General features: G+C 39.0%; 27 protein-coding genes. 26 read left to right on the top strand and 1 reads right to left on the bottom strand.

The annotated features are described in order from the left end of the window. The first annotated feature begins 2 nt into the window (after positions 1 to 2). The 12 genes from ABE613_RS11130 to ABE613_RS11075 all read left to right on the top strand — a co-directional run bounded on the left by ABE613_RS11130 (position 3) and on the right by ABE613_RS11075 (position 9537). Positions 3 to 608 (top strand): YcxB family protein, encoded by a 606-nt coding sequence (locus ABE613_RS11130; protein ID WP_235233175.1) that lies wholly within the window; start codon positions 3 to 5, stop codon positions 606 to 608. A gap of 12 nt (positions 609 to 620) precedes the next feature. Continuing rightward, positions 621 to 1277 (top strand): (d)CMP kinase, encoded by a 657-nt coding sequence (cmk, locus tag ABE613_RS11125; RefSeq protein WP_235233174.1) that lies wholly within the window; start codon positions 621 to 623, stop codon positions 1275 to 1277. A 22-nt stretch (positions 1278 to 1299) separates the two neighbouring features. Next, a complete protein-coding gene (gene ispH, locus ABE613_RS11120) occupies positions 1300 to 2157 on the top strand; it encodes a 4-hydroxy-3-methylbut-2-enyl diphosphate reductase (RefSeq protein WP_347376397.1) in 858 nt (285 codons plus the stop codon). Next, positions 2138 to 3256: a 30S ribosomal protein S1 gene (gene rpsA, locus ABE613_RS11115; RefSeq protein ID WP_347376396.1), complete on the top strand. Its 1119-nt coding sequence runs from the start codon at positions 2138 to 2140 to the stop codon at positions 3254 to 3256. Before ispH ends, rpsA begins: the two co-directional genes overlap by 20 nt. Positions 3257 to 3436: 180 nt before the next feature. Further along, a complete protein-coding gene (gene rsxC / locus ABE613_RS11110) occupies positions 3437 to 4759 on the top strand; it encodes an electron transport complex subunit RsxC (RefSeq protein WP_235233171.1) in 1323 nt (440 codons plus the stop codon). A 50-nt stretch (positions 4760 to 4809) separates the two neighbouring features. Continuing rightward, positions 4810 to 5739 carry an RnfABCDGE type electron transport complex subunit D gene (locus ABE613_RS11105; protein ID WP_268826547.1) on the top strand — a complete coding sequence of 310 codons (930 nt, stop codon included), beginning with the start codon at positions 4810 to 4812 and terminating at the stop codon, positions 5737 to 5739. Next, entirely contained in the window at positions 5739 to 6320 is a 582-nt protein-coding gene (locus ABE613_RS11100) for an RnfABCDGE type electron transport complex subunit G (protein WP_235233170.1), read from the top strand. The genes ABE613_RS11105 and ABE613_RS11100 overlap by 1 nt, the downstream gene beginning before the upstream one ends. 14 nt (positions 6321 to 6334) lie before the next feature. Continuing rightward, complete coding sequence (gene rsxE, locus ABE613_RS11095; protein WP_235233169.1) at positions 6335 to 7054, top strand: electron transport complex subunit RsxE; 720 nt, start codon at positions 6335 to 6337, stop codon at positions 7052 to 7054. 13 nt (positions 7055 to 7067) lie between these two features. Beyond that, positions 7068 to 7643 (top strand): electron transport complex protein RnfA, encoded by a 576-nt coding sequence (locus ABE613_RS11090; RefSeq protein WP_235233168.1) that lies wholly within the window; start codon positions 7068 to 7070, stop codon positions 7641 to 7643. A 14-nt stretch (positions 7644 to 7657) separates the two neighbouring features. After that, a complete protein-coding gene (locus tag ABE613_RS11085) occupies positions 7658 to 8449 on the top strand; it encodes an RnfABCDGE type electron transport complex subunit B (protein ID WP_235233167.1) in 792 nt (263 codons plus the stop codon). An 88-nt stretch (positions 8450 to 8537) separates the two neighbouring features. Then, positions 8538 to 8936 (top strand): DUF2752 domain-containing protein, encoded by a 399-nt coding sequence (locus ABE613_RS11080; RefSeq protein WP_235233166.1) that lies wholly within the window; start codon positions 8538 to 8540, stop codon positions 8934 to 8936. A 64-nt stretch (positions 8937 to 9000) separates the two neighbouring features. After that, on the top strand, positions 9001 to 9537 hold the full coding sequence (locus ABE613_RS11075) for a hypothetical protein (protein ID WP_235233165.1): 537 nt from the start codon (positions 9001 to 9003) through the stop codon (positions 9535 to 9537). Between the two features lie 54 nt (positions 9538 to 9591). Here ABE613_RS11075 and ABE613_RS11070 read toward each other — a convergent pair whose 3' ends face one another. Further along, positions 9592 to 10572, bottom strand: coding sequence for an FAD:protein FMN transferase (locus tag ABE613_RS11070; protein ID WP_347376395.1), 981 nt, complete (start codon positions 10570 to 10572; stop codon positions 9592 to 9594). A gap of 128 nt (positions 10573 to 10700) precedes the next feature. On the opposite strand from ABE613_RS11070, the gene ABE613_RS11065 reads away from it, so the two are divergent. From ABE613_RS11065 to ABE613_RS11000, 14 genes are all read left to right on the top strand, one after another. Further along, positions 10701 to 11072 carry a NusG domain II-containing protein gene (locus ABE613_RS11065; protein WP_347376394.1) on the top strand — a complete coding sequence of 124 codons (372 nt, stop codon included), beginning with the start codon at positions 10701 to 10703 and terminating at the stop codon, positions 11070 to 11072. Between the two features lie 13 nt (positions 11073 to 11085). Beyond that, positions 11086 to 11577 (top strand): Gx transporter family protein, encoded by a 492-nt coding sequence (locus ABE613_RS11060; RefSeq protein WP_235233162.1) that lies wholly within the window; start codon positions 11086 to 11088, stop codon positions 11575 to 11577. A 9-nt stretch (positions 11578 to 11586) separates the two neighbouring features. Continuing rightward, positions 11587 to 12198: a Holliday junction branch migration protein RuvA gene (gene ruvA, locus ABE613_RS11055; RefSeq protein ID WP_235233161.1), complete on the top strand. Its 612-nt coding sequence runs from the start codon at positions 11587 to 11589 to the stop codon at positions 12196 to 12198. A 15-nt stretch (positions 12199 to 12213) separates the two neighbouring features. After that, the gene (ruvB, locus tag ABE613_RS11050) at positions 12214 to 13221 is read left to right on the top strand and encodes a Holliday junction branch migration DNA helicase RuvB (RefSeq protein ID WP_347376393.1); all 1008 of its coding nucleotides are present in this window, start codon (positions 12214 to 12216) and stop codon (positions 13219 to 13221) included. Positions 13222 to 13286: 65 nt separating this feature from the next. After that, positions 13287 to 13700, top strand: coding sequence for a cell division protein ZapA (locus tag ABE613_RS11045; RefSeq protein WP_235233159.1), 414 nt, complete (start codon positions 13287 to 13289; stop codon positions 13698 to 13700). Positions 13701 to 13783: 83 nt separating this feature from the next. Then, positions 13784 to 15910: a peptidase U32 family protein gene (locus tag ABE613_RS11040; RefSeq protein WP_347376392.1), complete on the top strand. Its 2127-nt coding sequence runs from the start codon at positions 13784 to 13786 to the stop codon at positions 15908 to 15910. A gap of 8 nt (positions 15911 to 15918) precedes the next feature. Continuing rightward, positions 15919 to 17391, top strand: a complete 1473-nt coding sequence (locus ABE613_RS11035; RefSeq protein ID WP_347376391.1) for an FtsW/RodA/SpoVE family cell cycle protein — start codon at positions 15919 to 15921, stop codon at positions 17389 to 17391. Continuing rightward, positions 17306 to 18760: a peptidoglycan D,D-transpeptidase FtsI family protein gene (locus ABE613_RS11030; RefSeq protein WP_510182356.1), complete on the top strand. Its 1455-nt coding sequence runs from the start codon at positions 17306 to 17308 to the stop codon at positions 18758 to 18760. The genes ABE613_RS11035 and ABE613_RS11030 overlap by 86 nt, the downstream gene beginning before the upstream one ends. Positions 18761 to 18784: 24 nt before the next feature. Further along, on the top strand, positions 18785 to 19108 hold the full coding sequence (locus ABE613_RS11025) for a hypothetical protein (RefSeq protein WP_347376390.1): 324 nt from the start codon (positions 18785 to 18787) through the stop codon (positions 19106 to 19108). Position 19109: 1 nt separating this feature from the next. Further along, complete coding sequence (locus ABE613_RS11020; RefSeq protein ID WP_347376389.1) at positions 19110 to 20153, top strand: DUF2953 domain-containing protein; 1044 nt, start codon at positions 19110 to 19112, stop codon at positions 20151 to 20153. Between the two features lie 21 nt (positions 20154 to 20174). Beyond that, positions 20175 to 20579 carry a GerW family sporulation protein gene (locus ABE613_RS11015; protein ID WP_347376388.1) on the top strand — a complete coding sequence of 135 codons (405 nt, stop codon included), beginning with the start codon at positions 20175 to 20177 and terminating at the stop codon, positions 20577 to 20579. A 63-nt stretch (positions 20580 to 20642) separates the two neighbouring features. Further along, the gene (locus tag ABE613_RS11010) at positions 20643 to 20780 is read left to right on the top strand and encodes a hypothetical protein (protein ID WP_347376387.1); all 138 of its coding nucleotides are present in this window, start codon (positions 20643 to 20645) and stop codon (positions 20778 to 20780) included. 171 nt (positions 20781 to 20951) lie between these two features. Next, on the top strand, positions 20952 to 21140 hold the full coding sequence (gene rpmB / locus ABE613_RS11005) for a 50S ribosomal protein L28 (RefSeq protein ID WP_235233152.1): 189 nt from the start codon (positions 20952 to 20954) through the stop codon (positions 21138 to 21140). A gap of 184 nt (positions 21141 to 21324) precedes the next feature. Continuing rightward, complete coding sequence (locus tag ABE613_RS11000) at positions 21325 to 21684, top strand: Asp23/Gls24 family envelope stress response protein (protein WP_235233151.1); 360 nt, start codon at positions 21325 to 21327, stop codon at positions 21682 to 21684. Position 21685: the final 1 nt, after the last annotated feature.

Genomic DNA, 21685 nt, shown 5'->3' with positions numbered 1-21685 from the left:
ATATGAAAGGAAAATATCAATTTAGATATATAGAAACAGAAGAAGTATTGACAGATTTTTTGAAAGTCCATGGAATGACTAAGATTTCAAAAAATTATAAAATCGTGGTTTTTACGGGAGGAGTATTCGTATTATTGTTCATGCTTGTATACAGTAATGTATTACATGGTACGGCGGGCAGCATTGCCTTTTTCGCGTTAAAATATCTTGTGTGTTGGGCGCTGGCTTTTGTTATAGCAGAAGTTCTGGCAAGGACTTTCGGGAAAAAGATGGAGATGCTTGCGTCAACCGGAGACGGGCAGACAATGTATGAAGAAAGAATGAAAAAATGGAAAGAACCTTTTAATGTAAAACTGGAATTCGGTAAAGATTCTTGGACGAGTTTTGTACATGGTAATAAACAGACGCTTTATTATAAAAATGTAGAGCGAATTATCGAAAGTGAAAAGATTATAGCAATGATTGTTTATGTAGAAACTGGCGGAAAGAAATTCTTTGGTTTTCCAAAGGATGGGATTCAGGATGCTGATATTGAAGAATTTAAACAATTTTTAATACAGAAATGTACTGGAGTTAAAAAAGGAATCGAAAAAGTAAATATTGAATAAAGGAGAAATATCATGGGATATAATGTGGCAATTGATGGTCCAGCAGGTGCAGGAAAGAGTACGATTGCAAAATTAGTGGCAAAAGAAAAGGGATTTATCTATGTTGATACCGGTGCCATGTATAGAGGTCTGGCGATTCATTTCCTGAATCAGGGAATTCAGGCGGATGAGACGGAAAAAGTGATTAAGGCATGCCAGGATGCTGAAGTAACCATTCGCTACGAAAATGGTATCCAGCAGGTTTATCTGAATGGAGCAAATATTACTTCCAGATTGAGGGATGAGGAAGTAGGAAATATGGCATCTATGACATCGGCAATCCCAGAAGTAAGAGCCAAGTTATTGGAGCTTCAGCAGAATCTTGCACGTACACAAAATGTGATCATGGATGGCAGGGATATCGGAACGTGTGTATTGCCGAATGCTGACGTGAAGATATTTTTAACTGCAAGTGTTGAGACGAGAGCCAAGCGTCGCTATGAAGAGCTGATGGCAAAGGGAGTCCCTTGTAATTTGGAAGAAATTGAATCGGACATTCGAGAAAGAGATTATCGTGACATGACAAGAGAGATTGCTCCGCTGAAACAGGCTGAGGATGCAGTAAAGGTAGATAGTTCTTATATGACAATTCCTGAAGTTGTGGATAAAATTGTCGAATTGTGCAGGTGATGTGGATTAAGGAGAGAAAAGAATGGAGATAGAGTTGGCAAGAACAGCGGGATTCTGTTTTGGTGTAAAGAGAGCTGTTGACACTGTATATGAACAGGTAGAACAGCACCGGGAAGATAAAATCTATACCTATGGTCCGATTATCCATAATGAAGAAGTGACAAAAGATCTAGCCAAAAAAGGAGTTGAAGTGATTGACTCTGAAAAAGAATTAGATGCAGTGGATAAAGGCGTTATTATTATTCGTTCTCATGGAGTAGCCAGAGACATATATAAAAAAATACAGGAAAAAGGCCTGACTTGTGTAGACGCTACCTGTCCTTTTGTAAAGAAGATACACAGAATCGTTGAGGAAGAAAGCAAAAAAGGGGCGTTTATTGTCATTATTGGTAACAGCGAACATCCGGAGGTAGAAGGAATCAAAGGGTGGGCAGGAAAACAAGTAATTGTTGTACAGACAGCAGAAGATGCCAGACAGTTTCAGTTGAAAGATGCTGAACAGAGGGTCTGCGTCGTTTCTCAGACGACATTTAATTACAATAAATTCAAAGATTTAGTTGAAATAATCTCAAAAAAGGGGTATGATGTAATTGTTTTAAATACGATTTGCAATGCAACAAAGGAACGTCAGGAGGAGGCTTGTGAAATTGCAAAGAGAGTAGATGCTATGGTGGTTATCGGCGACAAACGTAGTTCAAATACTCAGAAGTTATTTGAAATATGTAAGAATGAATGTTTGAATACGTACTATATACAGACACTTGACGATTTGGATATGAATCAATTAAGGTCCGTGGAAACAGTAGGTATTACAGCAGGGGCATCCACGCCCAATAATATAATTGAGGAGGTTCAAAATAATGTCAGAATTAACTTTTGAACAAATGTTGGAAGAGTCATTCAAAACAATAAGAAATGGAGAGGTCGTAGATGGTACTGTCATCGATGTAAAGCCCGATGAAATCATCTTGAATATAGGTTACAAGGCAGACGGTATCATTACAAGAAGCGAGTACACAAACGAAGCAAATGCAGATTTAACGACTATGGTATCCGTTGGTGATGCAATGACTGCAAAAGTCCTGAAAGTTAATGATGGAGAAGGTCAGGTGCTTTTGACCTATAAGAGACTTGCAGCAGAAAAAGGAAATGAAAGATTGAGAGAGGCTTATGAGAATCATGAGGTGTTAAAGGCTCCTGTTGCTCAGATTCTTGGCGGTGGATTAAGTGTTGTGATTGATGAAGCAAGAGTGTTTATCCCTGCAAGCCTTGTGTCAGATACTTATGAAAAAGATTTGAGTAAGTATCAGGATCAGGAGATTGAATTTGTAATCAGTGAGTTTAATCCTAGAAGAAATCGCGTAATTGGAGACAGAAGACAGTTACTTGTTGCTGAACGTGCAGAAAAGCAAAAAGAATTATTTGCTAAGATCCAGGCTGGAGACAGAATGGAAGGAACTGTTAAAAATGTGACAGATTTCGGCGCGTTTATTGATCTTGGTGGAGTTGATGGACTTCTTCATATTTCTGAAATGTCTTGGGGACGTGTTGAGAATCCAAAGAAGGTATTCAAAGTTGGTGAGACATTAGAAGTAATGATTAAAGAAATCAATGATACAAAGATTGCCTTGAGTTTGAAATTCCCGGAGACTAATCCATGGGCGAATGCAGCAGAAAAATATGCAGTTGGTACTGTGATTGAAGGAAGAGTTGCTAGAATGACTGATTTTGGTGCATTTGTTGAACTTGCACCTGGAGTAGATGCATTGCTTCATGTTTCTCAGATTTCAAGAAATCATGTGGACAAGCCGTCAGATGTATTGTCTGTAGGTCAGGAAATTACGGCTAAGATTGTCGACCTTAATGAGGATGAGAAAAAAATCAGTTTAAGTATGAAAGCTTTAGAGCCGGCAGCAAATGAACAGACTGAGGCAGAAAGCGTGGATGAAAGTGCTGAAGAGGAAACTAGCGAAGAATAATTTGCATGTTGAATATTGTTGGGATTGTAGAGATAGAGACCGCTAGGTCTCTATCTTTTATATGTTAAAATTTCGACAAGATGTTTGCGGAAATATACAATGAAATCCCTGGATTTACTGGATTATTAGGGAGTTTTCATGTATAGTATATAAAGAGTAAAAAGGAAGGAAGGAAAAAGGATGGCATTGTTAACATTTAAGGGTGGTATTCATCCGGATGACGGCAAGAGCCTGGCAAAAGATAAGGCGATTGTCGAAGTAAAACCCAAAGGGGATTTGGTATATCCAGTTTCTCAGCATATTGGCGCTCCGGCCAATCCGATAGTGGCTGTAGGGGATCGTGTTTTAAAGGGTCAGATGATAGCAGAAGCCGGGGGGTTTGTGTCTGCGCCTATCTATGCATCGGTTTCCGGAACAGTTAAGGCGATTGCCCCACATTTAAATCCAACAGGGGGTATGGTAAACAGTATCGTTATTGAAAATGACGGTGAATATGAGGAAGTGCAATATCCAGAAGTGAAACCTTTGGATGAGATGACAAAAGAAGAAATCCTCAATACAATCGGTAATGCTGGTGTTGTAGGTATGGGTGGTGCAGGATTCCCAACGAGAGTCAAACTGTCACCGAAAGAACCAGAAAAGATTGATTACATTATTGCTAACTGTGCAGAGTGTGAACCATATATCACCGCTGACTACAGATCAATCATGGAGACGCCGGAAAAATTAGTCGGCGGTATGAAAATTGTATTAAAGCTTTTTGATAATGCAAAAGGTGTTTTTGGAGTAGAAGATAATAAACCGGATTGTATTGAAAAGTTAAAAGAACTGACAAAGGATGAACCACGTATGGAAGTACTTGCGTTAAAGACCAAGTATCCACAGGGTGGTGAGCGTCAATTGATTTATGCAACAACTGGAAGAGCAATTAATTCGGCAATGCTTCCGGCAGATGCAGGATGTGTTGTAGATAACGTGGCAACATTGATCAGTATTTATCAGGCAGTGGCAGAAGGAAAACCATCTATGGAACGAGTTGTTACTGTGAGTGGAAATGCAGTAAATGAACCAGGTAACTTCAGAGTACCATTTGGAACAAATCAGGCTGAACTTGTAGAGGCTGCTGGTGGATTCAAAAGTGAACCGGAAAAATTAATCTCCGGTGGTCCGATGATGGGATTCTCTATGTTTACACTGGATGTGCCGGTCACTAAGACTTCTTCGTCTATTCTTGGCTTTACAAAAGATGAAGTGGCTCAATATGAACCATCTGCATGTATCAATTGTGGACGTTGTGTAGATGCCTGTCCAAGTAGATTGATTCCGTCAAGACTTGCAGATTATGCAGAACATCATGACGAAGAGACGTTTACAAAACATGAAGGTCTGGAATGTATGGAATGTGGTTCTTGTAGTTTTGTATGTCCTGCAAAGCGCCCATTAAAACAGGCAATTGGTTCAATGAGAAAGATTGCGATGGCAAACCGCAAAAAGAAAAAATAGTCAAATAGAAGAGGAAGAGGTGAACAAACGTGAGTGAGAACAAATTAAAAATGTCATCTTCACCACACATTCGTTCCAAAGACACCACAAGCAGTATTATGATGTGGGTAACGATTGCACTGTTGCCGGCTTCAGCCTTTGGTGTATGGAACTTTGGATTGTCAGCGCTTATTATGCTGATCAGTACAACTGCAGCATCTGTTCTGACAGAGTACATATATGAAAAATTAATGCACAAGAAAATTACAATCGGCGATTGGAGTGCCGTTGTTACAGGTCTTTTACTTGGCCTGAATATGCCGGCTTCAGCTCCATGGTGGATGGGTGTTATCGGTGGTATCTTTGCCATTCTGATTGTAAAACAGTTATTTGGTGGTCTGGGACAGAACTTTATGAACCCGGCACTCGGAGCAAGATGTTTCCTGTTAATTTCTTTCACAAGCCAGATGACTACATTTGTATATGATGGAGTATCTGGTCCTACACCTTTGGCACAGCTGAAAGCTGGAGAGGCTGTAAATTCTATGGATATGCTGATCGGTACTATCCCAGGAACTATTGGTGAAACATCTGTAATTGCGATTATTATTGGTGCAATTATTTTGATTTTGAAAGGGATTATTGATCTTAGAATCCCAGGAACTTATATTGTATCTTTTATAATTTTTATTGGTATCTTCGGACCGTTTGCAAATCCGAATGTTGGATTCTTTGATCCTCAATATATTACTGCACATCTGTGCGGCGGTGGTCTGATGCTTGGTGCATGGTTCATGGCTACCGATTATGTAACATCTCCAATTACGAAGAAGGGCCAGTATGTATATGGAATTCTGTTAGGTGTACTGACTGGATTGTTCCGTCTTTTCGGCGGTTCAGCAGAAGGAGTATCTTATGCAATCATCATCAGTAACCTTATTGTTCCATTGATCGAGAGGGTTACTCTTCCAAAACCATTTGGTAAAGGAGGAGAAAAATAATGAATAAGATTCTGAAAAATACATTGATTCTTACAATGATCACTTTGATCGCAGGTCTTGCACTCGGTGTGGTCTATGAGATTACAAAAGACCCGATTGCTCAGGTGCAGGAAAAGTCCAAAAAAGAAGCATGGCAGGCAGTATTCCCGGAAGCTGATCTGAATGATTTTGAGGAGACCGAAGTAGATCAGAAGGCTGCAGATCAGGCAATCGCCGATATGGGCGTGAATGCAACGATTGATGAAGTTTGTACAGTAGGTGATCAGGGATATGTTATTACAACTACAGATAAAGACGGATTTGGCGGAAGTATTCAGATTACAGTAGGTATAACAACTGATGGTACTGTAAACGGTGTGTCTATTTTATCTATTAGTGAAACAGCAGGTCTTGGTATGAAAGCAACAGAGCCTGCATTCTATGGCCAGTATGAAGGAAAACAGGCTGAGAAGTTTGTTGTGTCAAAAGACGGCGGAGATGGTGAACCTATCGATGCATTAAGTGGTGCAACTATTACTTCAAGAGCAGTGACCGGAGCTGTCAATGCTGCTCTTGGTTATTATCAGAATGCATTTCAATAGGAGGTAGTTAAAAGATGAATAAATGTACGGAACGATTATATAACGGTCTGATCAAAGAAAATCCTACCTTCGTTTTGATGTTAGGTATGTGTCCGACCCTGGCGGTAACAACATCCGCTATTAACGGTGTAGGTATGGGCCTTTCTACAACGGTCGTACTTGTACTGTCAAATATGTTGATTTCCATGCTGCGTAAGATTATTCCGGATTCTGTCAGAATGCCGGCATTCATCGTAGTCGTAGCATCTTTCGTAACAATTGTACAATTTTTGCTGGAAGGTTTTGTTCCAAGTTTGTATGATTCACTTGGAATTTATATTCCGCTGATCGTAGTTAACTGTATCATTCTTGGACGTGCAGAAAGTTATGCTTCTAAGAATCCTGTAATCCCATCTATTTTTGACGGCATTGGTATGGGACTTGGTTTTACATTTGGACTTACTTGTATTGGTATTGTTCGTGAGCTGATCGGTACAGGTGCAGTCTTTGGAGCACAGATTTTGCCGTTGGCTGATGCAGCTGCCGGTAAAGGTGGTTATGTTCCTGTAACTATCTTTATTCTTCCTCCAGGAGCATTCCTTGTTCTGGCATTCCTTGTTGCTGCTATGAACAAGATTAAGAAGAATGCTGCAAAGAAGGGCAAGAAGATTGCAGATGCTCAGGGATGTGGTACAGATTGTGCATCCTGTGGCGGATGTAACGGTAAGGTGTTCCCAACAGGAAACGAAGAGTAGGAGGAGTACATAGATGAAAGAATTATTGATTATTGCAATTGGTTCAGCTCTTGTAAATAACGTTGTACTCAGCCAGTTCCTTGGAATCTGCCCGTTCCTTGGTGTTTCTAAGAAGGTTGATACAGCAGCCGGAATGGGTGGCGCTGTAGTATTTGTTATTACAATTGCTTCATTTGTTACAGGTTTGATTTATAAGTTTATTTTGACACCATTGGGATTCGAATATTTGCAGACTATCGTATTTATTTTGATCATTGCGGCTTTGGTACAGTTTGTAGAGATGTTCCTGAAAAAGGCAATGCCGCCATTGTATAATGCGTTGGGTGTATATCTTCCGTTGATTACAACGAACTGTGCGGTACTTGGTGTAGCACTTACGAATGTTCAGAAAGAATATACACTTCTCGAAGGTGTTATCAATGGTGTTGGTACTTCTGTAGGATTCCTGATTGCAATTGTAATCATGGCAGGTATCCGTGAGAAGATTGAATATAATGATATTTCTGAGTCCTTCCAGGGAACTCCGATTGTTCTGATTACAGCGTGTCTGATGGCAATCGCATTCTGTGGATTCTCAGGACTGATTTAGAAGGAGGCATAACAATGAGTGTTACAGGTATTATTATTGCTGCGATCATCGTAGGCGGCACCGGATTATTCATTGGTGTGTTCCTTGGAGTCGCTGGCAAGAAGTTTGCAGTAGAAGTAGATGAGAGAGAAGAAGCTATTCTTGGAGTTCTGCCTGGAAATAACTGTGGTGGATGTGGTTATGCAGGATGTTCTGGTCTTGCAGCAGCAATCGTAAAAGGTGAAGCCGAAGTTGGTGGATGTCCGGTCGGTGGAGCACCAGTTGCTGCAAAAGTTGGTGAGATCATGGGAATTGCAGCTGGAGAGCAGGTTCATCAGGTTGCATTCGTGAAATGTGCGGGGACTTGTGATAAAGCACAGCAGGAATACGAGTATCATGGATTAAATGATTGTGTAATGGTCAACATGATGCAGGACGGCGGACCGAAGGCATGTAATTATGGATGTCTTGGCGAAGGAAGCTGTGTAAAGGCATGTCCATTTGATGCAATTCATATTGTAAACGGGGTTGCTGTTGTTGATAAGGAAGAATGTAAAGCTTGCGGTAAATGTATTGCTGTATGTCCGAAGAAGCTGATTGAGCTGGTTCCATATGAACAGAAACATATGGTTCAGTGTAGTTCCAGAGACAAAGGTAAGGATGTTATGAAAGCATGTTCTGTTGGATGTATTGGATGTAAGATGTGTGAAAAAGTCTGCCAGTTTGATGCCGTAAAGGTTGAAGGTAACATTGCACACATTGATCCAGAAAAGTGTACGAACTGTGGAGCATGTGCAGAAAAATGTCCAAAGAAGATTATTTTATAATTTTATGAAAAGAAAAGAATGTTCTTTAAAAAAGATCATATGCAGAGCTCTCACTTTATTGTGGGAAGATATTAAGGCGGCAAAATGGGTGATTATTCTTATAATCGCCTATTTTGCGTTCATGAAAAAATTTTTATATAGCTTATGTCCGATGGTGCTTATTACGGGATTCCCATGCCCGGGATGTGGATTAACCAGAGCAGCATTCTGTCTGTTTCATTTCGATTTTTTGAATGCATTTTTTATACATCCTTTTATATATCCGATTGTGATCTATCTGGTGATATTTGGGTGGAACCGCTACCTGTTGGGACGCAAGATGGGGAGAGGATTGTTGTGGGGAATGATTGGAATTATGGCTGCGATGATGTTGTTTTATATATTGCGGATGTTTGTCTGTTTTCCTGGTGACCCTCCAATGAGTTATTATGAATATAATTTATTTGCATATATACAAAAAGTTATACAAATAGTATGGTTTGTTTAGTGATTGAAATTCATGTATCTGCATGATAGAATATAGTTGTTAATAAGGCAAGGAGGATAATACGATGGAAAACCAAAATGATAATATTCCAGAGGAAACTCAGGATTCTCAACAGACATACAATAGTGCGGATATAAATGGACAACAATATACAGATCCAAATGCAGGACAGCAGCCTTATCAGAATCCACAATACCAAAATCAACAATATCAGTATACGAACCAGAATAATGATTATAATCAATACCAGAGTGGTTATAATTATAATCAGCAACAGAATTATAATTACAATCAACAGAATGGTTATAATTATCAGGATAATTATAGTTATAATACAGGAACCTATAATCAGGCATATGAACCGGGTATGGATAATAGTCCCATGACTATGGGTGATTGGGTGTTGACGATTCTAGCATCCTGCATTCCATGTTTCGGAATTGTTATTTACTTTGTTTGGGCATTTAGTAAAAAAGGTAATGTAAACCGCAGAAATTATTGTCGGGCTTCTTTGATTATTACAGGAGTCATATTGGTTGTTTATCTGGTATTTATGATAATTTTTGGAGTAGCATTTTTTAGTGCATCAGGAACATATTGATAAGATGAGTAGATAAAAAACATCAGGAATGCTTTCCTGATGTTTTTATGCTGATTAATATTGGAAATTTTTGGAATAGTGGATTTTGTTATCGTTTGTGATGAACACAGCATCAACATTATCCAGCTGATTAATTAGTTTCATACCTTCATCAAATCCAAGTAGAAAACAGGTTGTACTCAATGCATCTGCAGTAAGAGATGAATCGGTGATGATAGTGACACTATATAAGTTGTTTTCACAAGGATAACCTGTATTGGGGTCAAGTATGTGATGATAAATCTTTCCATCAGATTCAAAATATCGTTGATAGATACCGGATGTTACCACAGATTTATTGGAAACCTTTACAGAAGTAATAGGTTGCCCGCTTTCGTCAAATGGTTTCTGGATGCCGATATTATAGTCTGATCCATCTATTTTGCCACCCATTGTCAGTACATTTCCGCCAAGATTAATAACTGCGTGTTTTACACCTTGCTCTTTTAGGTACGCTTTCAATCGATCGGCGATGTAACCTTTGGCAATAGCCCCAACATCAATAGATGCATAAGGGTCGGTCAGACGTACTGTGTTGTTGGTAATTATAATCTGGTTGTAGTCTACATGACTGACTGCAGAGGCAACGGTATCAGCTGCTGGAATCTCAGGAGTTTCTGATTTAAAGTCCCAGAGATTGGAGACGGCGCCGATAGTAATGTCGAATGCACCATTCGACATCTTGCTGTAATAGATTCCTTTTTTAATAATTGTTATTGTTTCGTCTGATACTTCGACTGGATTTCCACCGGCATGGTTAATCTGAGATATTTCGCTATCTTCTGTTTTATTCGAAAACATAGTATCATATTTTTCACAGAGCTTTGCGCAGCCATCTAAAACGTCATCCTCTATGGCATCATAGATTTGGATACTGATCACGGTATCAAAAAAAGTTCCGGTATACGTCTGATCACGTTCTTTGGGAAGCCCTGAGCAGCCAGATATTAAAAGAACAGCAGAAATAAGTAATGCGGTTAATCGTTTATATTTCATAGAACACCTCGTGATTTTGATAGTCTTAGTATAACACAAAAAAGAAGATATGCAATCGAACATGTGGTTGAAGGTAAGATTGGGTTGTGTTAGAATAAAACTCATAGGAATAAAGAGGTAAATGAAATATGAAAATGGAATTTAAGAAAAAAGATGGTATTCTGATACTGACAATTCTATGTATCGCTGTTTTAACGATACTTGTGCATGTGTTTATCGGAGGAAAAGGGGCAAGTAAGGCAATTGTTAAAGTGAATGGAGAGATTCAGGGCGTTTACAGTCTGTCAGAAGATCAGGAGATAGAAATCAATCATGGAACGAATATACTTCAGATTAAAAATGGAAAGGCCGATATGATTGAGGCAGACTGCCCAGATCAATTGTGCGTGCACCAGAAAAAAATTTCAATGAATCATGAGAGTATTATCTGTCTTCCGAACAGAGTTGTTGTGGAGATTGAAAGTAGTGAAAATAGCGAATATGATGCGGTGACGAATTAGGAGGTAGATACATGTGAAGAGCAAAGTTGCTTATTTTGGGGTATTTACGGCATTAGCGTTGATTTTTAGTTATGTTGAAACTTTGATACCGATTAATTTTGGAATTCCGGGAGTAAAGTTGGGGCTTGCTAACCTGATTATTGTGATTGCACTGTATAAGATGCGTTTGCGAGAAGTTTATCTGCTGTCGATTGTCAGAGTTTTATTGTCCGGTTTTATTTTCGGTAATTATTTTAGCATTATCTATAGTTTGGCAGGAGGGCTTCTTAGTCTTACAGTTATGGCAGTTTTTAAGCGAAAAGATGGGTTCAGTATTATGGGGATTAGCATTGCCGGCGGAGTATTTCATAATGTTGGGCAATTGATTGTGGCTATGTTGGTTGTGGAGACATTTAGCGTGGCATATTACGTTCCGGTGTTATTAATTGCTGGAATGATAACTGGACTGCTTATTGGAATTGTGTCAAATGAGATGTTAAAAAGACTGGTGAATGTACATTTTTAGGAGGGATATATGATATCTTATTTAAGGGGAGAAATTGCAGCATACGAAGAAGATAAAGTGATTATTGATGTAGGCGGAGTTGGCTACGGTGTATTTATGTCAGGTCGGGCAATGGGGCTTATGCCGGCTCTCGGGACAGAAGTGAAGATACATACATATCTGAACGTGAAGGAAGATGCCATGCAGTTATATGGCTTTTTAACGAGAGATGAATTGAATGTGTTTCGATTGTTGATCGGTGTAAACGGAATCGGTCCAAAAGGTGGCTTAGGAATTTTGTCAGCGTTAAGCCCGGATGATCTTAGATTTGCTGTGATGTCAAATGATATAAAGGCAATTTGTGCAGCACCTGGGATTGGGAAGAAGACAGCAGAAAAGATGATATTGGAATTAAAGGATAAGTTACGTCTTGAGGATGCTTTGGAACACAGTGCTTCTGCTTCTGTGATGTCTGGTAGTGTGAATTACCACAATGAGGTACAGAGTGAGGCCGTACAGGCATTGGTAGCCCTGGGATATGGCAATACTGAGGCATTAAAAGCAGTCAAACAAGTGGAATTTGAAGAAAATATGGAAGTAGAGGATGTGCTGAGGCAAGCTTTAAAATATATGATGTTTTAGCACAGGGTGAAAGACATGAGCAGGCGAATTGTTACAACAGAAAATCTGGAAGAAGATGTCAAGATAGAGAATCATCTGCGTCCACAGTTGTTGAAAGACTATATAGGACAGGAAAAGACAAAAGAGACTCTGAAAATTTATATAGAAGCTGCAAAGGCAAGAAATGAGGCGTTGGATCATGTGTTGTTTTATGGTCCGCCAGGATTGGGAAAGACGACACTTGCAGGAATCATAGCTAATGAGATGAATGTAAACATTAAGATTACTTCAGGTCCGGCAATAGAAAAGCCTGGAGAGATGGCAGCGATTTTAAATAATCTGCAGGAAGGAGACATTTTATTTGTTGATGAGATACACAGGTTGAATCGTCAAGTGGAAGAAGTACTCTATCCGGCGATGGAAGATTATGCTATTGATATTATGATTGGAAAGGGTGCCAGTGCAAGATCTATTCGCCTGGATTTACCCAAATTTACCCTGGTGGGAGCTACGACAAGAGCAGGAATGTTGACAGCTCCTTTGAGAGATCGGTTCGGCGTTGTCAATCGTCTGGAATTTTATACGGTCGAAGAATTAAAAACAATCATTCTTCGATCGGCAAAGGTGCTGGAAGTAGGAATTGATGACAAAGGAGCATACGCTCTTGCAAAGCGCTCCCGTGGAACGCCGAGAATTGCAAACAGACTTTTGAAGCGTGTCAGAGATTTTGCACAGATTAAATATGAAGGATATATTTCCGAGGAAGTGGCGAATTATGCATTAGATCTTCTTGATGTGGATAAAGAAGGCTTGGATCAAACCGACAGGAATCTTCTGATAACCATGATCGAAAGATTTCAGGGTGGACCGGTAGGCTTAGAAACTTTAGCAGCTACTGTAGGTGAAGATTCCGGAACCATAGAGGATGTTTATGAACCATATTTACTGAAAAATGGATTCATTCAAAGAACACCTCGCGGGCGGATCGTTACAGACAGTGCTTATTGTCATCTGGGAATTTCACGTGAAAATGATGAAAAATAGTTGGTTTTTATATCAGTTTAGTTTATAATAGTTATCAGATATTATAAAAGTTCGAGGAGGCTTCTATGGCATCATCAAAAAACTATACGGAAGTATTAATAGGAGGAAAGGTATTTACCTTGAGTGGCTTTGAAAGCGAGGATTATTTGCAGAAGGTATCTACCTATTTAAATCATAAGATTGAAGAATGCAGCAACAGTGAAGGATATCGTAAGCAAAGTGCGGAGACCAGAAGTATTCTTTTGGCATTGAACATTGCGGATGATTACTTTAAAGCCAGAAAGCAAGGCGGCTCTCTAGAGAGTGATATAGAAGCAAAGGATAAAGAGATGTATGATCTGAAGCATGAATTGATATCTGTTCAAATTAAGCTGGAGAATGCGGAGAAATCTATGGACAAGCTAAAAGAAGAGAATAAGGAACTTCAGATGAAGATTGTCCAGCTGGAAACAGAGATTAAAAATAATCATAAAAAATAGGCTGTCTATGGACAGCCTATTTATCATATAGGAGAATACTTCGAATATAGATGAATTTTGATAAGGAAGCAGGAAAAAGATATATGAACAGGAAAATTGAAATACTGGCGCCTGCCGGTTCTTATGAAAGCCTGAAAGCAGCTATATGTGCAGGAGCAGATGCGATTTATGTCGGAGGCAGTCAGTTTGGCGCAAGGGCTTATGCAAAGAATCTGGCGCAGGATGATATGCTTCAGGCTATAGACTATGTACACATACATGGGAGAAAGATTTATCTTACAGTAAATACTTTACTTAAAGATGATGAACTGAATAGTCTGTATGAATATCTTCTTCCTTTTTATCAGCAAGGATTGGATGGAGTGATTGTCCAGGATGTTGGAGTGGTCAGATTCCTGAAGAAATATTTCCCAGATCTTGCGATTCATGCCAGCACCCAGATGACAATTACTAATCAGAAGGGAGCAGAGTTCTGGAAAAATCAAGGTATCGTACGGGTAGTGCCGGCGCGGGAACTCTCTCTTTCAGAGATTCGAAAGATGAAAGAAGAGACGGGATTAGAGATTGAATGCTTTGTGCATGGAGCGCTGTGTTATTGCTATTCTGGACAATGCCTTTTGAGCAGCATGATTGGAGGAAGGAGTGGAAACCGAGGGCAATGTGCCCAGCCATGCCGTCTGCCTTATAGTGTCGAAGGGCAAAAACCGGCAGATATCATGAGTTTAAAAGATCTGTGCACGATTGATTTTCTGCCAGAGTTAATAGAAGCTGGAATTGATTCTTTTAAAATTGAAGGGCGAATGAAGCAGCCAGACTATGTATATACGGTGGTAAGTATGTATCGAAAATATACAGACCTTTATTTCGCGGAAGGGGCTTCTGGATATAAGGTCCTGAAATCGGACCGTGAGAAATTGCTTGGCGCTTATCAGAGAAGAGGATACAGTGATGGATATTATAGGCAGCATAATGGAAAGAATATGATTTCTTTCCAACGTCCGACAGGAAATGAAGAGGTAATGGAGCTGCCAGAATACAAAACCCAAGAAAAAATTAATGGGAAATTAATACTTTCTTTGGGGGAAAGTGCTAAACTGTTTCTGGAATATGGGGATTGTGAGATTGTCTGTGAAGGAGCTGCGCCGGATATGGCTAAGCGACAGCCGCTGGATAAAAAGCGAGTGGAAAAGCAGATGCGAAAAACAGGGAATACACAATTTATATTTGATCGATTTGATGTTGAGATAGATGGGGCAGTATTTCTTCCGATGCAGGCATTAAATGAGCTTCGCAGAGAAGGAATTGAAAAATTGTCAGTGTGTATACTTGAAAAATACCGAAGGGATATTCCACAATTTTCAGGAATATTTGTGAATGAGAAAAATGTTGCTTCATCCTTTGAAGCAACCGTTTTGTCAGCTTCGGTTCAATCAGTAGAACAGCTTGAGTTTGTTATACAATCGGAGATAATAAAGAATGTTTATGTAGACAGTGCAGTCGGAATGGGGCAGCGAGCAATTAAAATCTTAGAAGAAAAAGCTCAAAACCAAAAGTATTATCTGGCAATGCCTTATATTTTCCGAGAGAAGACCATTAAGAATTATGAAAAGAAATATCCAATATTAGAACAGTATTATGATGGAGTGCTAATCCGTAACTGGGAAAGTTATCAATGGCTTACAGAGCATGGGTTTCATAAGGAAATCCGTTCGGATCACAATATGTATGTCTTCAATCATTCTGGCAGGGCGTTTCTTCAAGAACAAGGGATTGCTCAGTTTACCGCTCCGGCGGAGTTAAATGACTGGGAACTTAACAAATTGGGAATTGATAATGCCAGTCTGATTGTGTATGGATATCAACCGGTAATGGTAACGGCAAATTGTATCCAGAAGACTAGTGGCAAATGCTTGAAGGAAGAAGGATATCTATCTATTCGCGACAGATATCAGAAGAAGTTTACAGTAAAACGATGCTGTCAATACTGCTATAATATAATATATAATTCTGCACCGCTTTTCTTGGCGGATAAAGCAGAAGAAATTCAAAAACTTGCTCCGGCGGAATTACGCATGGATTTTACGACCGAGACGTGTGGACAGATGCAGAAGATTGTAGAATGTTATCAGTCAGCATTTCTGGAGCATCAAAAAGTATCCACACCGGAAACGGAATTCACAAGGGGACATTTTAAACGGGGCGTGAAGTAGGTGAAGATTTGGTAAATATTATTGTTGAATTGTCAAAATATCTTATGATCGTGCTGATTACGGCTTATACATACTTATGTTTCAGCATATTTGGATATTATGATCCGGATAAGAAAAAAAGTCTGCTTAGAAAGCAAAATGTATTAATGTTTATGATACATATTATTGCATTTCTGGTATTGTACCTAAAGACAGAAGAAATAAAAATACTGGCATTTTATTTAATGCAGGTGGTATTATTTGGTGTAGTTATACTTTTGTACACGAATATCTATCCCAAGGTATCCAGACTAGTCGTTAATAATATGTGCATGCTTTTGTGCATCGGGATGATTATTCTGACCAGGCTAAATTACGAAAAGGCGGTAAAGCAATATGTGATTGCTGCTGGAGCGATTGTAATCAGTCTCGTGGTTCCGGTCATTATCCGGAAATTCAAAAAACTTTCCGAATGGAGAAATCTATATGCAATCGCTGGAATTGCATCTCTGGCATTTGTTGTAGTAGCTGGACAAGTATCTTATGGGGCGAAGTTGGGATTTACGATAGGCGGTATCAGCATACAGCCTTCGGAATTAGTGAAAATTATTTTTGTTTTTTTTGTTGCCTCAAGTTTTAAGAAATCGTTGGAATTTAAAAATATTGTGATAACAACAGCACTTGCAGCTTTTCATGTATTGATTTTGGTGGTGTCAAAAGATCTTGGAGCAGCACTTATTATTTTTGTAGTGTATCTTGCGATGCTTTATGTTGCTACACATCAGCCTCTTTATATATTGGCAGGACTCGGTGCCGGAAGTGTAGCATCTGTAGGAGCATATTATCTGTTTAATCATGTAAGGACTCGAGTGATCGTGTGGAAAGATCCATTCGCTTCTTATGATAATGGTGGATATCAAGTAGCACAGTCTTTATTTGCCATCGGGACCGGTGGATGGTTTGGAATGGGACTGTATCAGGGAATGCCGGATCAGATTCCTGTTGCAGATGAAGATTTTATCTTTTCTGCAATATCCGAAGAATTGGGATTGATATTTGCGTTATGCACAATCTTGATCTGTGTCAGCTGCTATATTATGTTTTTGAATATCGCAATGCAGCTTCATAATATGTTTTATAAGATGGTTGCGTTGGGACTTGGAACATGTTATATCTTTCAGGTGTTCTTGAATATCGGTGGTGTGACAAAATTTATTCCATCAACTGGTGTAACACTTCCGTTGGTAAGTTATGGAGGAAGTTCGCTCCTTAGCACACTGATTATGTTTGCGATTATTCAAGGACTATATATATTAAGGGAAGACGAGGAAGAAGATATTGAAAGAAAGAAAAAGGAAAGGCTACGAGCAAAGAGAAGCGGACAAGAGAATAAAAAGAGAGCAAGAAAAGCAGCAGATGTCCCGGAAAGAGCGCAGAGAAGCCAACCGAAACGACAAGCGCAAGGCAAAGGAAAAGCGCGCAAGGAACAAAGAGTTCGCTAGGGTTACTTATATTTTTGTGGCATTGTTTCTTGTTATGATGGGATATATCGTTTATTTCCAGGTAGTCAAGAGCGAAGAGATTATCAGAAGCCCTTATAACGCAAGACAAGACGCTTATGCAGATCGTGTGGTCCGAGGAAAAATTGTTGATAAGAATGGAAATGTTCTTGCACAGTCATCCGTCTCAGAAGATGGGACGGAGAGTCGTGAATATCCTTACGGGAATATGTTTGCTCATGTTGTGGGATATAGTGTGCAAGGCAAAGCCGGGCTTGAGTCGGTAGAAAATTATGAGCTTCTGACATCTCATGCATTTTTTCTGGAAAAACTGGTCAACGAATTCCAGAATAAGAAGAATACAGGAGATACGGTTGTGACAACCTTGGATCTGAATCTTCAGCAGGCGGCTTACAATGCGCTGGGAGATTATAAAGGAGCGGTTGTGGTAATAGAACCTAGTACCGGCAAGATTTTGGCTATGGTGTCCAAACCGGATTTTGATCCGAATACAGTAGAACAGAACTGGGAAACCTTAAATACAGATGAAAATAGCGTGTTGTTAAACCGGGCTACGCAGGGACAGTATGCGCCGGGATCAACTTTTAAAGTTATTACGGCATTGGAATATATGCGGGAACATGCAGATTATGACACATACAGCTATAATTGTACGGGAACCATAGAGCAGGATGGAGTTTCTATTCACTGTTATAACGGTCATGTGCATGGTCAGGTTGATTTTCAGGATAGTCTGGCTTATTCATGTAATACATCATTTTCAAATATTGGTTTGTCATTAGACGTAAGCAAATTCCAGGAAACAACCAAGGAATTGTTATTTGATTCAAAACTTCCGTCAGAGTTATCATATAGTAAGAGTAAATTCTCACTTAATACTAGTGATGGAAGTGCAGATAAGATGATGACAGCCATGGGACAAGGAAAGACGCAGGTAAGCCCATATCATATGGCGTTGATTACAGCTGCGATTGCCAATGGGGGAACATTAATGAAGCCTTATCTGGTAGATTGTGTGACGAATTATGCTGGTCAGGAAGTGACAAAAAATACTCCGGAAGAATATAAAACTTTGATGACGCAAGAAGAAGCTTCGCAATTAAAGCAATATATGAAGAGTGTGGTAGATTATGGAACAGCATCCGTATTGAGTGGACAGAGCTATACGGCGGCTGGTAAAACCGGAACAGCAGAATATAGTTCCGATAAGGAAAAGGATCATTCATGGTTTATCGGAATGTCGAATGTAGATAATCCAGAACTGGTCATCAGCGTGATTATTGAAGCTTCAGATGGTTCTGCAAAAGCCGTAAATGTGGCAAAACAAGTATTTGACGCATATTATTATTAATTCGGGGTTTATAGGAGTGGAAATATGCAGTACTATAGGCATTTGTATCTGACAGAAGGGCTGAAAAAAAAGAAGTCAAAGATCATTGAAAAACTGGAAAACAATAAATTCCAGATGAATATTCATATTGTGACGTTGGCAAACAATAAACAGAACCATTTGGAAATCTATCATTCCGCAGTGTTATTACAGCCGAATTTCCCTCATGATGATTTCTTTGTAGTTGGGATTGCAAAAGATTATGAGGATGCGTTGGAACTTGTGGAAGAAATTGTGCAGGAAGTGTATAATGAGACCAAAGGAGCAGATATTCGTTCCTATATATTAAGAAAAGAACAGGAAGAGTAAGATGCTACATATTCTATTGCTTATCTTGAAAATTCTAGGAATTATAATTGCAGTGATACTGGGGATACTGGTATTACTGGTTTGTATTGTCCTTTTTGTTCCTATCAGATACAAAGTAGAAGCTTCTTGTGATGGTACCCTTTCCGGAGTCAAAGCGAAAACCAGAGTGACTTGGTTGTTGCATCTGATAAAAATAACGGCATCTTATGAGGAGAAACAATTATTCTGGTGTATCAGGATTGCATGGAAGCATATTCAAAGTGAGCAGGAATCAACACAATCTGTGAAAGAAGAGGTGGAATCTTATGAAAAAGAATTGGAACAATTATTGGAGGAAGATGAAGAAGGAACTTCAGAGGAGTCGGAAAAGAAGCAGGAAGAAAGGCTGGAAGTCCACGGTAAAAGCGATCAAGACATTTCGGAAGAAATTAAAAAAGAACCCCAAATATCTGAAAGAATTACAGAAGAATTTCAAGAAGATCAAAAAGCAGTGGAAGAAGCAGAAACCTGTTTTGATGAGGCAAGGGAAGAATCTGATGATGGCAGTAAGAAAGAACGGAAGCGCATATGGCAGAAAATTGCAGGAATCTATCAGAAAGGTGTTCAAAAGATAAAAGATATCTATCGGAAGATTAAATGTACAATCAAAGGTTTCTGTGATAAAATAAAAGCATTATTAGAAAAGAAAGAGAAAATCTGCATGTTTCTCACGGATGAGATTCATAAAAAAGCGTTCCTCAAGGTGAAAGATGAGGTTTTTTGTCTTTTGAGGAAGCTAAGACCAAAGCGATTGGAAGCAGATATTCGTTTTGGTTTTGAAGACCCTTACAGAACAGGACAGTTACTTGCAGGATTTAGTATGCTCTATCCTTTCGTAGAAGACCATGTTAGGGTGGAACCAGATTTTGAAAATCAGATTCTGGAAGGCAACCTGCATGTAGTGGGAAAAATACGAGGCAGTTTTTTTATAAAACTTTTGTGGAGTCTTATCTGGAGCAGGGAAGTGCGAATGACGTATCGAGATATAAAGAAGTTTGAATTATAAGCATTTAGGAGGAAGAAAGATATGGCAGATAATAATTTTAAAGGAACGGTTGAGGCGCTCTTTCAAGGAATGGATGGAGTAGTATCCTCAAAGACGGTTGTTGGAGATGCAATTCATATAGGGGATACCATTATTCTTCCGCTGGTGGATGTATCATTTGCAATTGGAGCCGGAGCATTTAATGGAGATAAGAAAGAAAAAGGGGCTGGAGGATTGGGAGGAAAGATGACTCCTAGTGCAGTGCTTGTGATTCAGAATGGACATACTAAGCTTGTCAATGTCAAAAATCAGGATACGATTACTAAGATACTGGATATGGTACCGGACGTTATTGACAAATTTTCTTCGAACAAAGAAGATAAGATGACGGAAGAAGATGTTATGGATATTCTGGATGAGGCAGATCAGGATTCTGATGGAAAATAGGATTAGTCATGAATTTGCATGAATTTGCATATATTATATAAAATGCAGGCAAAGGTGAAGACAATGAAGCGCGTGATAGGTTTTGCCTTGTTCTGGGTAGCAGTTGGCATTATTCTGGCATTGATTTTGCCGAATACTTTTATAGAAGTGTTATGCATCTTGTTGTGTGTATTAGCAGGATACAACCTGTTCTGTTGTTAATACTTTTTTCAAAGCATGATGCTAGGATGAATCGTGGATTTGTGCATCGTATTGATACTATAATCAAAGAAAAATGCAAATAATACTTGCAATTCATATATTCTTCTGTTACAATAACTAGTGTTGTGAGTCTGGAGAACAGACTATATATGAGCGTTAGGAGGTGCAGTCATGGCAAAATGTGCTATTTGTGAAAAGGGTGCTCACTTTGGAAATAATGTAAGCCACTCTCATAGAAAATCACCAAAGATGTGGAAATCAAATGTAAAATCTGTTCGTGTTAAAACAGAAAATGGAGCTACAAAGAGAATGTATGTTTGTACTTCTTGTTTAAAATCAGGCAGAGTTGAGCGTGCGTAATGAAGGTTAAAACTCAGATTTCGCTTTGGAATCTGAGTTTTTTATTGCCCATTACTTGATATAATAAAGTAATTTTGTAATACGAAGCATCAACGTTTTCGTATTGTAATATATAGAAAAAAAGAGTATAATATGCTTATTATTATGACTTCATAAGTTTAGAGAAGAATTGGAGGTTTTAGATATGAAGGGATGTATGAGTACAGATCTTGGTATTGTGACGATTGACTCTGAAGTGATTGCAAAATATGCTGGAACTGTGGCAGTGGAATGTTTTGGTATTGTTGGAATGGCTGCGGTAAATGTAAAAGATGGTTTGGTTCATCTGTTGAAAAAGGAGAGTCTGACCAGAGGAATTCAGGTGGGTATCTCAGATGATAATCATATCAGCATTAACTTCCATATTATTGTTGCATATGGTGTAAGTATTTCTGCTGTTACTGAGAATTTGATCAGTAATGTAAAATATAAAGTAGAAGAATTTTCGGGAATGCCGGTAGATAAGATCAATGTCTACATTGAAGGCGTCAGAGTCATCGATTAGT

It is taken from the genome of Dorea chungnamensis (genome assembly GCF_039832125.1).
GTDB lineage: Bacteria > Bacillota > Clostridia > Lachnospirales > Lachnospiraceae > JAFBIX01.
Note: the sequence above shows the minus strand (reverse complement) of the source record. Positions and strands in the feature narration are given on the sequence as shown.

Bases quoted from the DNA above. Each gene is read 5' to 3' on its own strand.
- ABE613_RS11130 (WP_235233175.1), top strand. From the start codon at position 3: ATGAAAGGAAAATATCAATTTAGATATATAGAAACAGAAGAAGTATTG.
- cmk (WP_235233174.1), top strand. From the start codon at position 621: ATGGGATATAATGTGGCAATTGATGGTCCAGCAGGTGCAGGAAAGAGT.
- ispH (WP_347376397.1), top strand. From the start codon at position 1,300: ATGGAGATAGAGTTGGCAAGAACAGCGGGATTCTGTTTTGGTGTAAAG.
- rpsA (WP_347376396.1), top strand. From the start codon at position 2,138: ATGTCAGAATTAACTTTTGAACAAATGTTGGAAGAGTCATTCAAAACA.
- rsxC (WP_235233171.1), top strand. From the start codon at position 3,437: ATGGCATTGTTAACATTTAAGGGTGGTATTCATCCGGATGACGGCAAG.
- ABE613_RS11105 (WP_268826547.1), top strand. From the start codon at position 4,810: ATGTCATCTTCACCACACATTCGTTCCAAAGACACCACAAGCAGTATT.
- ABE613_RS11100 (WP_235233170.1), top strand. From the start codon at position 5,739: ATGAATAAGATTCTGAAAAATACATTGATTCTTACAATGATCACTTTG.
- rsxE (WP_235233169.1), top strand. From the start codon at position 6,335: ATGAATAAATGTACGGAACGATTATATAACGGTCTGATCAAAGAAAAT.
- ABE613_RS11090 (WP_235233168.1), top strand. From the start codon at position 7,068: ATGAAAGAATTATTGATTATTGCAATTGGTTCAGCTCTTGTAAATAAC.
- ABE613_RS11085 (WP_235233167.1), top strand. From the start codon at position 7,658: ATGAGTGTTACAGGTATTATTATTGCTGCGATCATCGTAGGCGGCACC.
- ABE613_RS11075 (WP_235233165.1), top strand. From the start codon at position 9,001: ATGGAAAACCAAAATGATAATATTCCAGAGGAAACTCAGGATTCTCAA.
- ABE613_RS11070 (WP_347376395.1), bottom strand. From the start codon at position 10,572: ATGAAATATAAACGATTAACCGCATTACTTATTTCTGCTGTTCTTTTA.
- ABE613_RS11065 (WP_347376394.1), top strand. From the start codon at position 10,701: ATGAAAATGGAATTTAAGAAAAAAGATGGTATTCTGATACTGACAATT.
- ruvA (WP_235233161.1), top strand. From the start codon at position 11,587: ATGATATCTTATTTAAGGGGAGAAATTGCAGCATACGAAGAAGATAAA.
- ruvB (WP_347376393.1), top strand. From the start codon at position 12,214: ATGAGCAGGCGAATTGTTACAACAGAAAATCTGGAAGAAGATGTCAAG.
- ABE613_RS11045 (WP_235233159.1), top strand. From the start codon at position 13,287: ATGGCATCATCAAAAAACTATACGGAAGTATTAATAGGAGGAAAGGTA.
- ABE613_RS11040 (WP_347376392.1), top strand. From the start codon at position 13,784: ATGAACAGGAAAATTGAAATACTGGCGCCTGCCGGTTCTTATGAAAGC.
- ABE613_RS11030 (WP_510182356.1), top strand. From the start codon at position 17,306: ATGTCCCGGAAAGAGCGCAGAGAAGCCAACCGAAACGACAAGCGCAAG.
- ABE613_RS11025 (WP_347376390.1), top strand. From the start codon at position 18,785: ATGCAGTACTATAGGCATTTGTATCTGACAGAAGGGCTGAAAAAAAAG.
- ABE613_RS11020 (WP_347376389.1), top strand. From the start codon at position 19,110: ATGCTACATATTCTATTGCTTATCTTGAAAATTCTAGGAATTATAATT.
- ABE613_RS11015 (WP_347376388.1), top strand. From the start codon at position 20,175: ATGGCAGATAATAATTTTAAAGGAACGGTTGAGGCGCTCTTTCAAGGA.
- ABE613_RS11010 (WP_347376387.1), top strand. From the start codon at position 20,643: ATGAAGCGCGTGATAGGTTTTGCCTTGTTCTGGGTAGCAGTTGGCATT.
- rpmB (WP_235233152.1), top strand. From the start codon at position 20,952: ATGGCAAAATGTGCTATTTGTGAAAAGGGTGCTCACTTTGGAAATAAT.
- ABE613_RS11000 (WP_235233151.1), top strand. From the start codon at position 21,325: ATGAAGGGATGTATGAGTACAGATCTTGGTATTGTGACGATTGACTCT.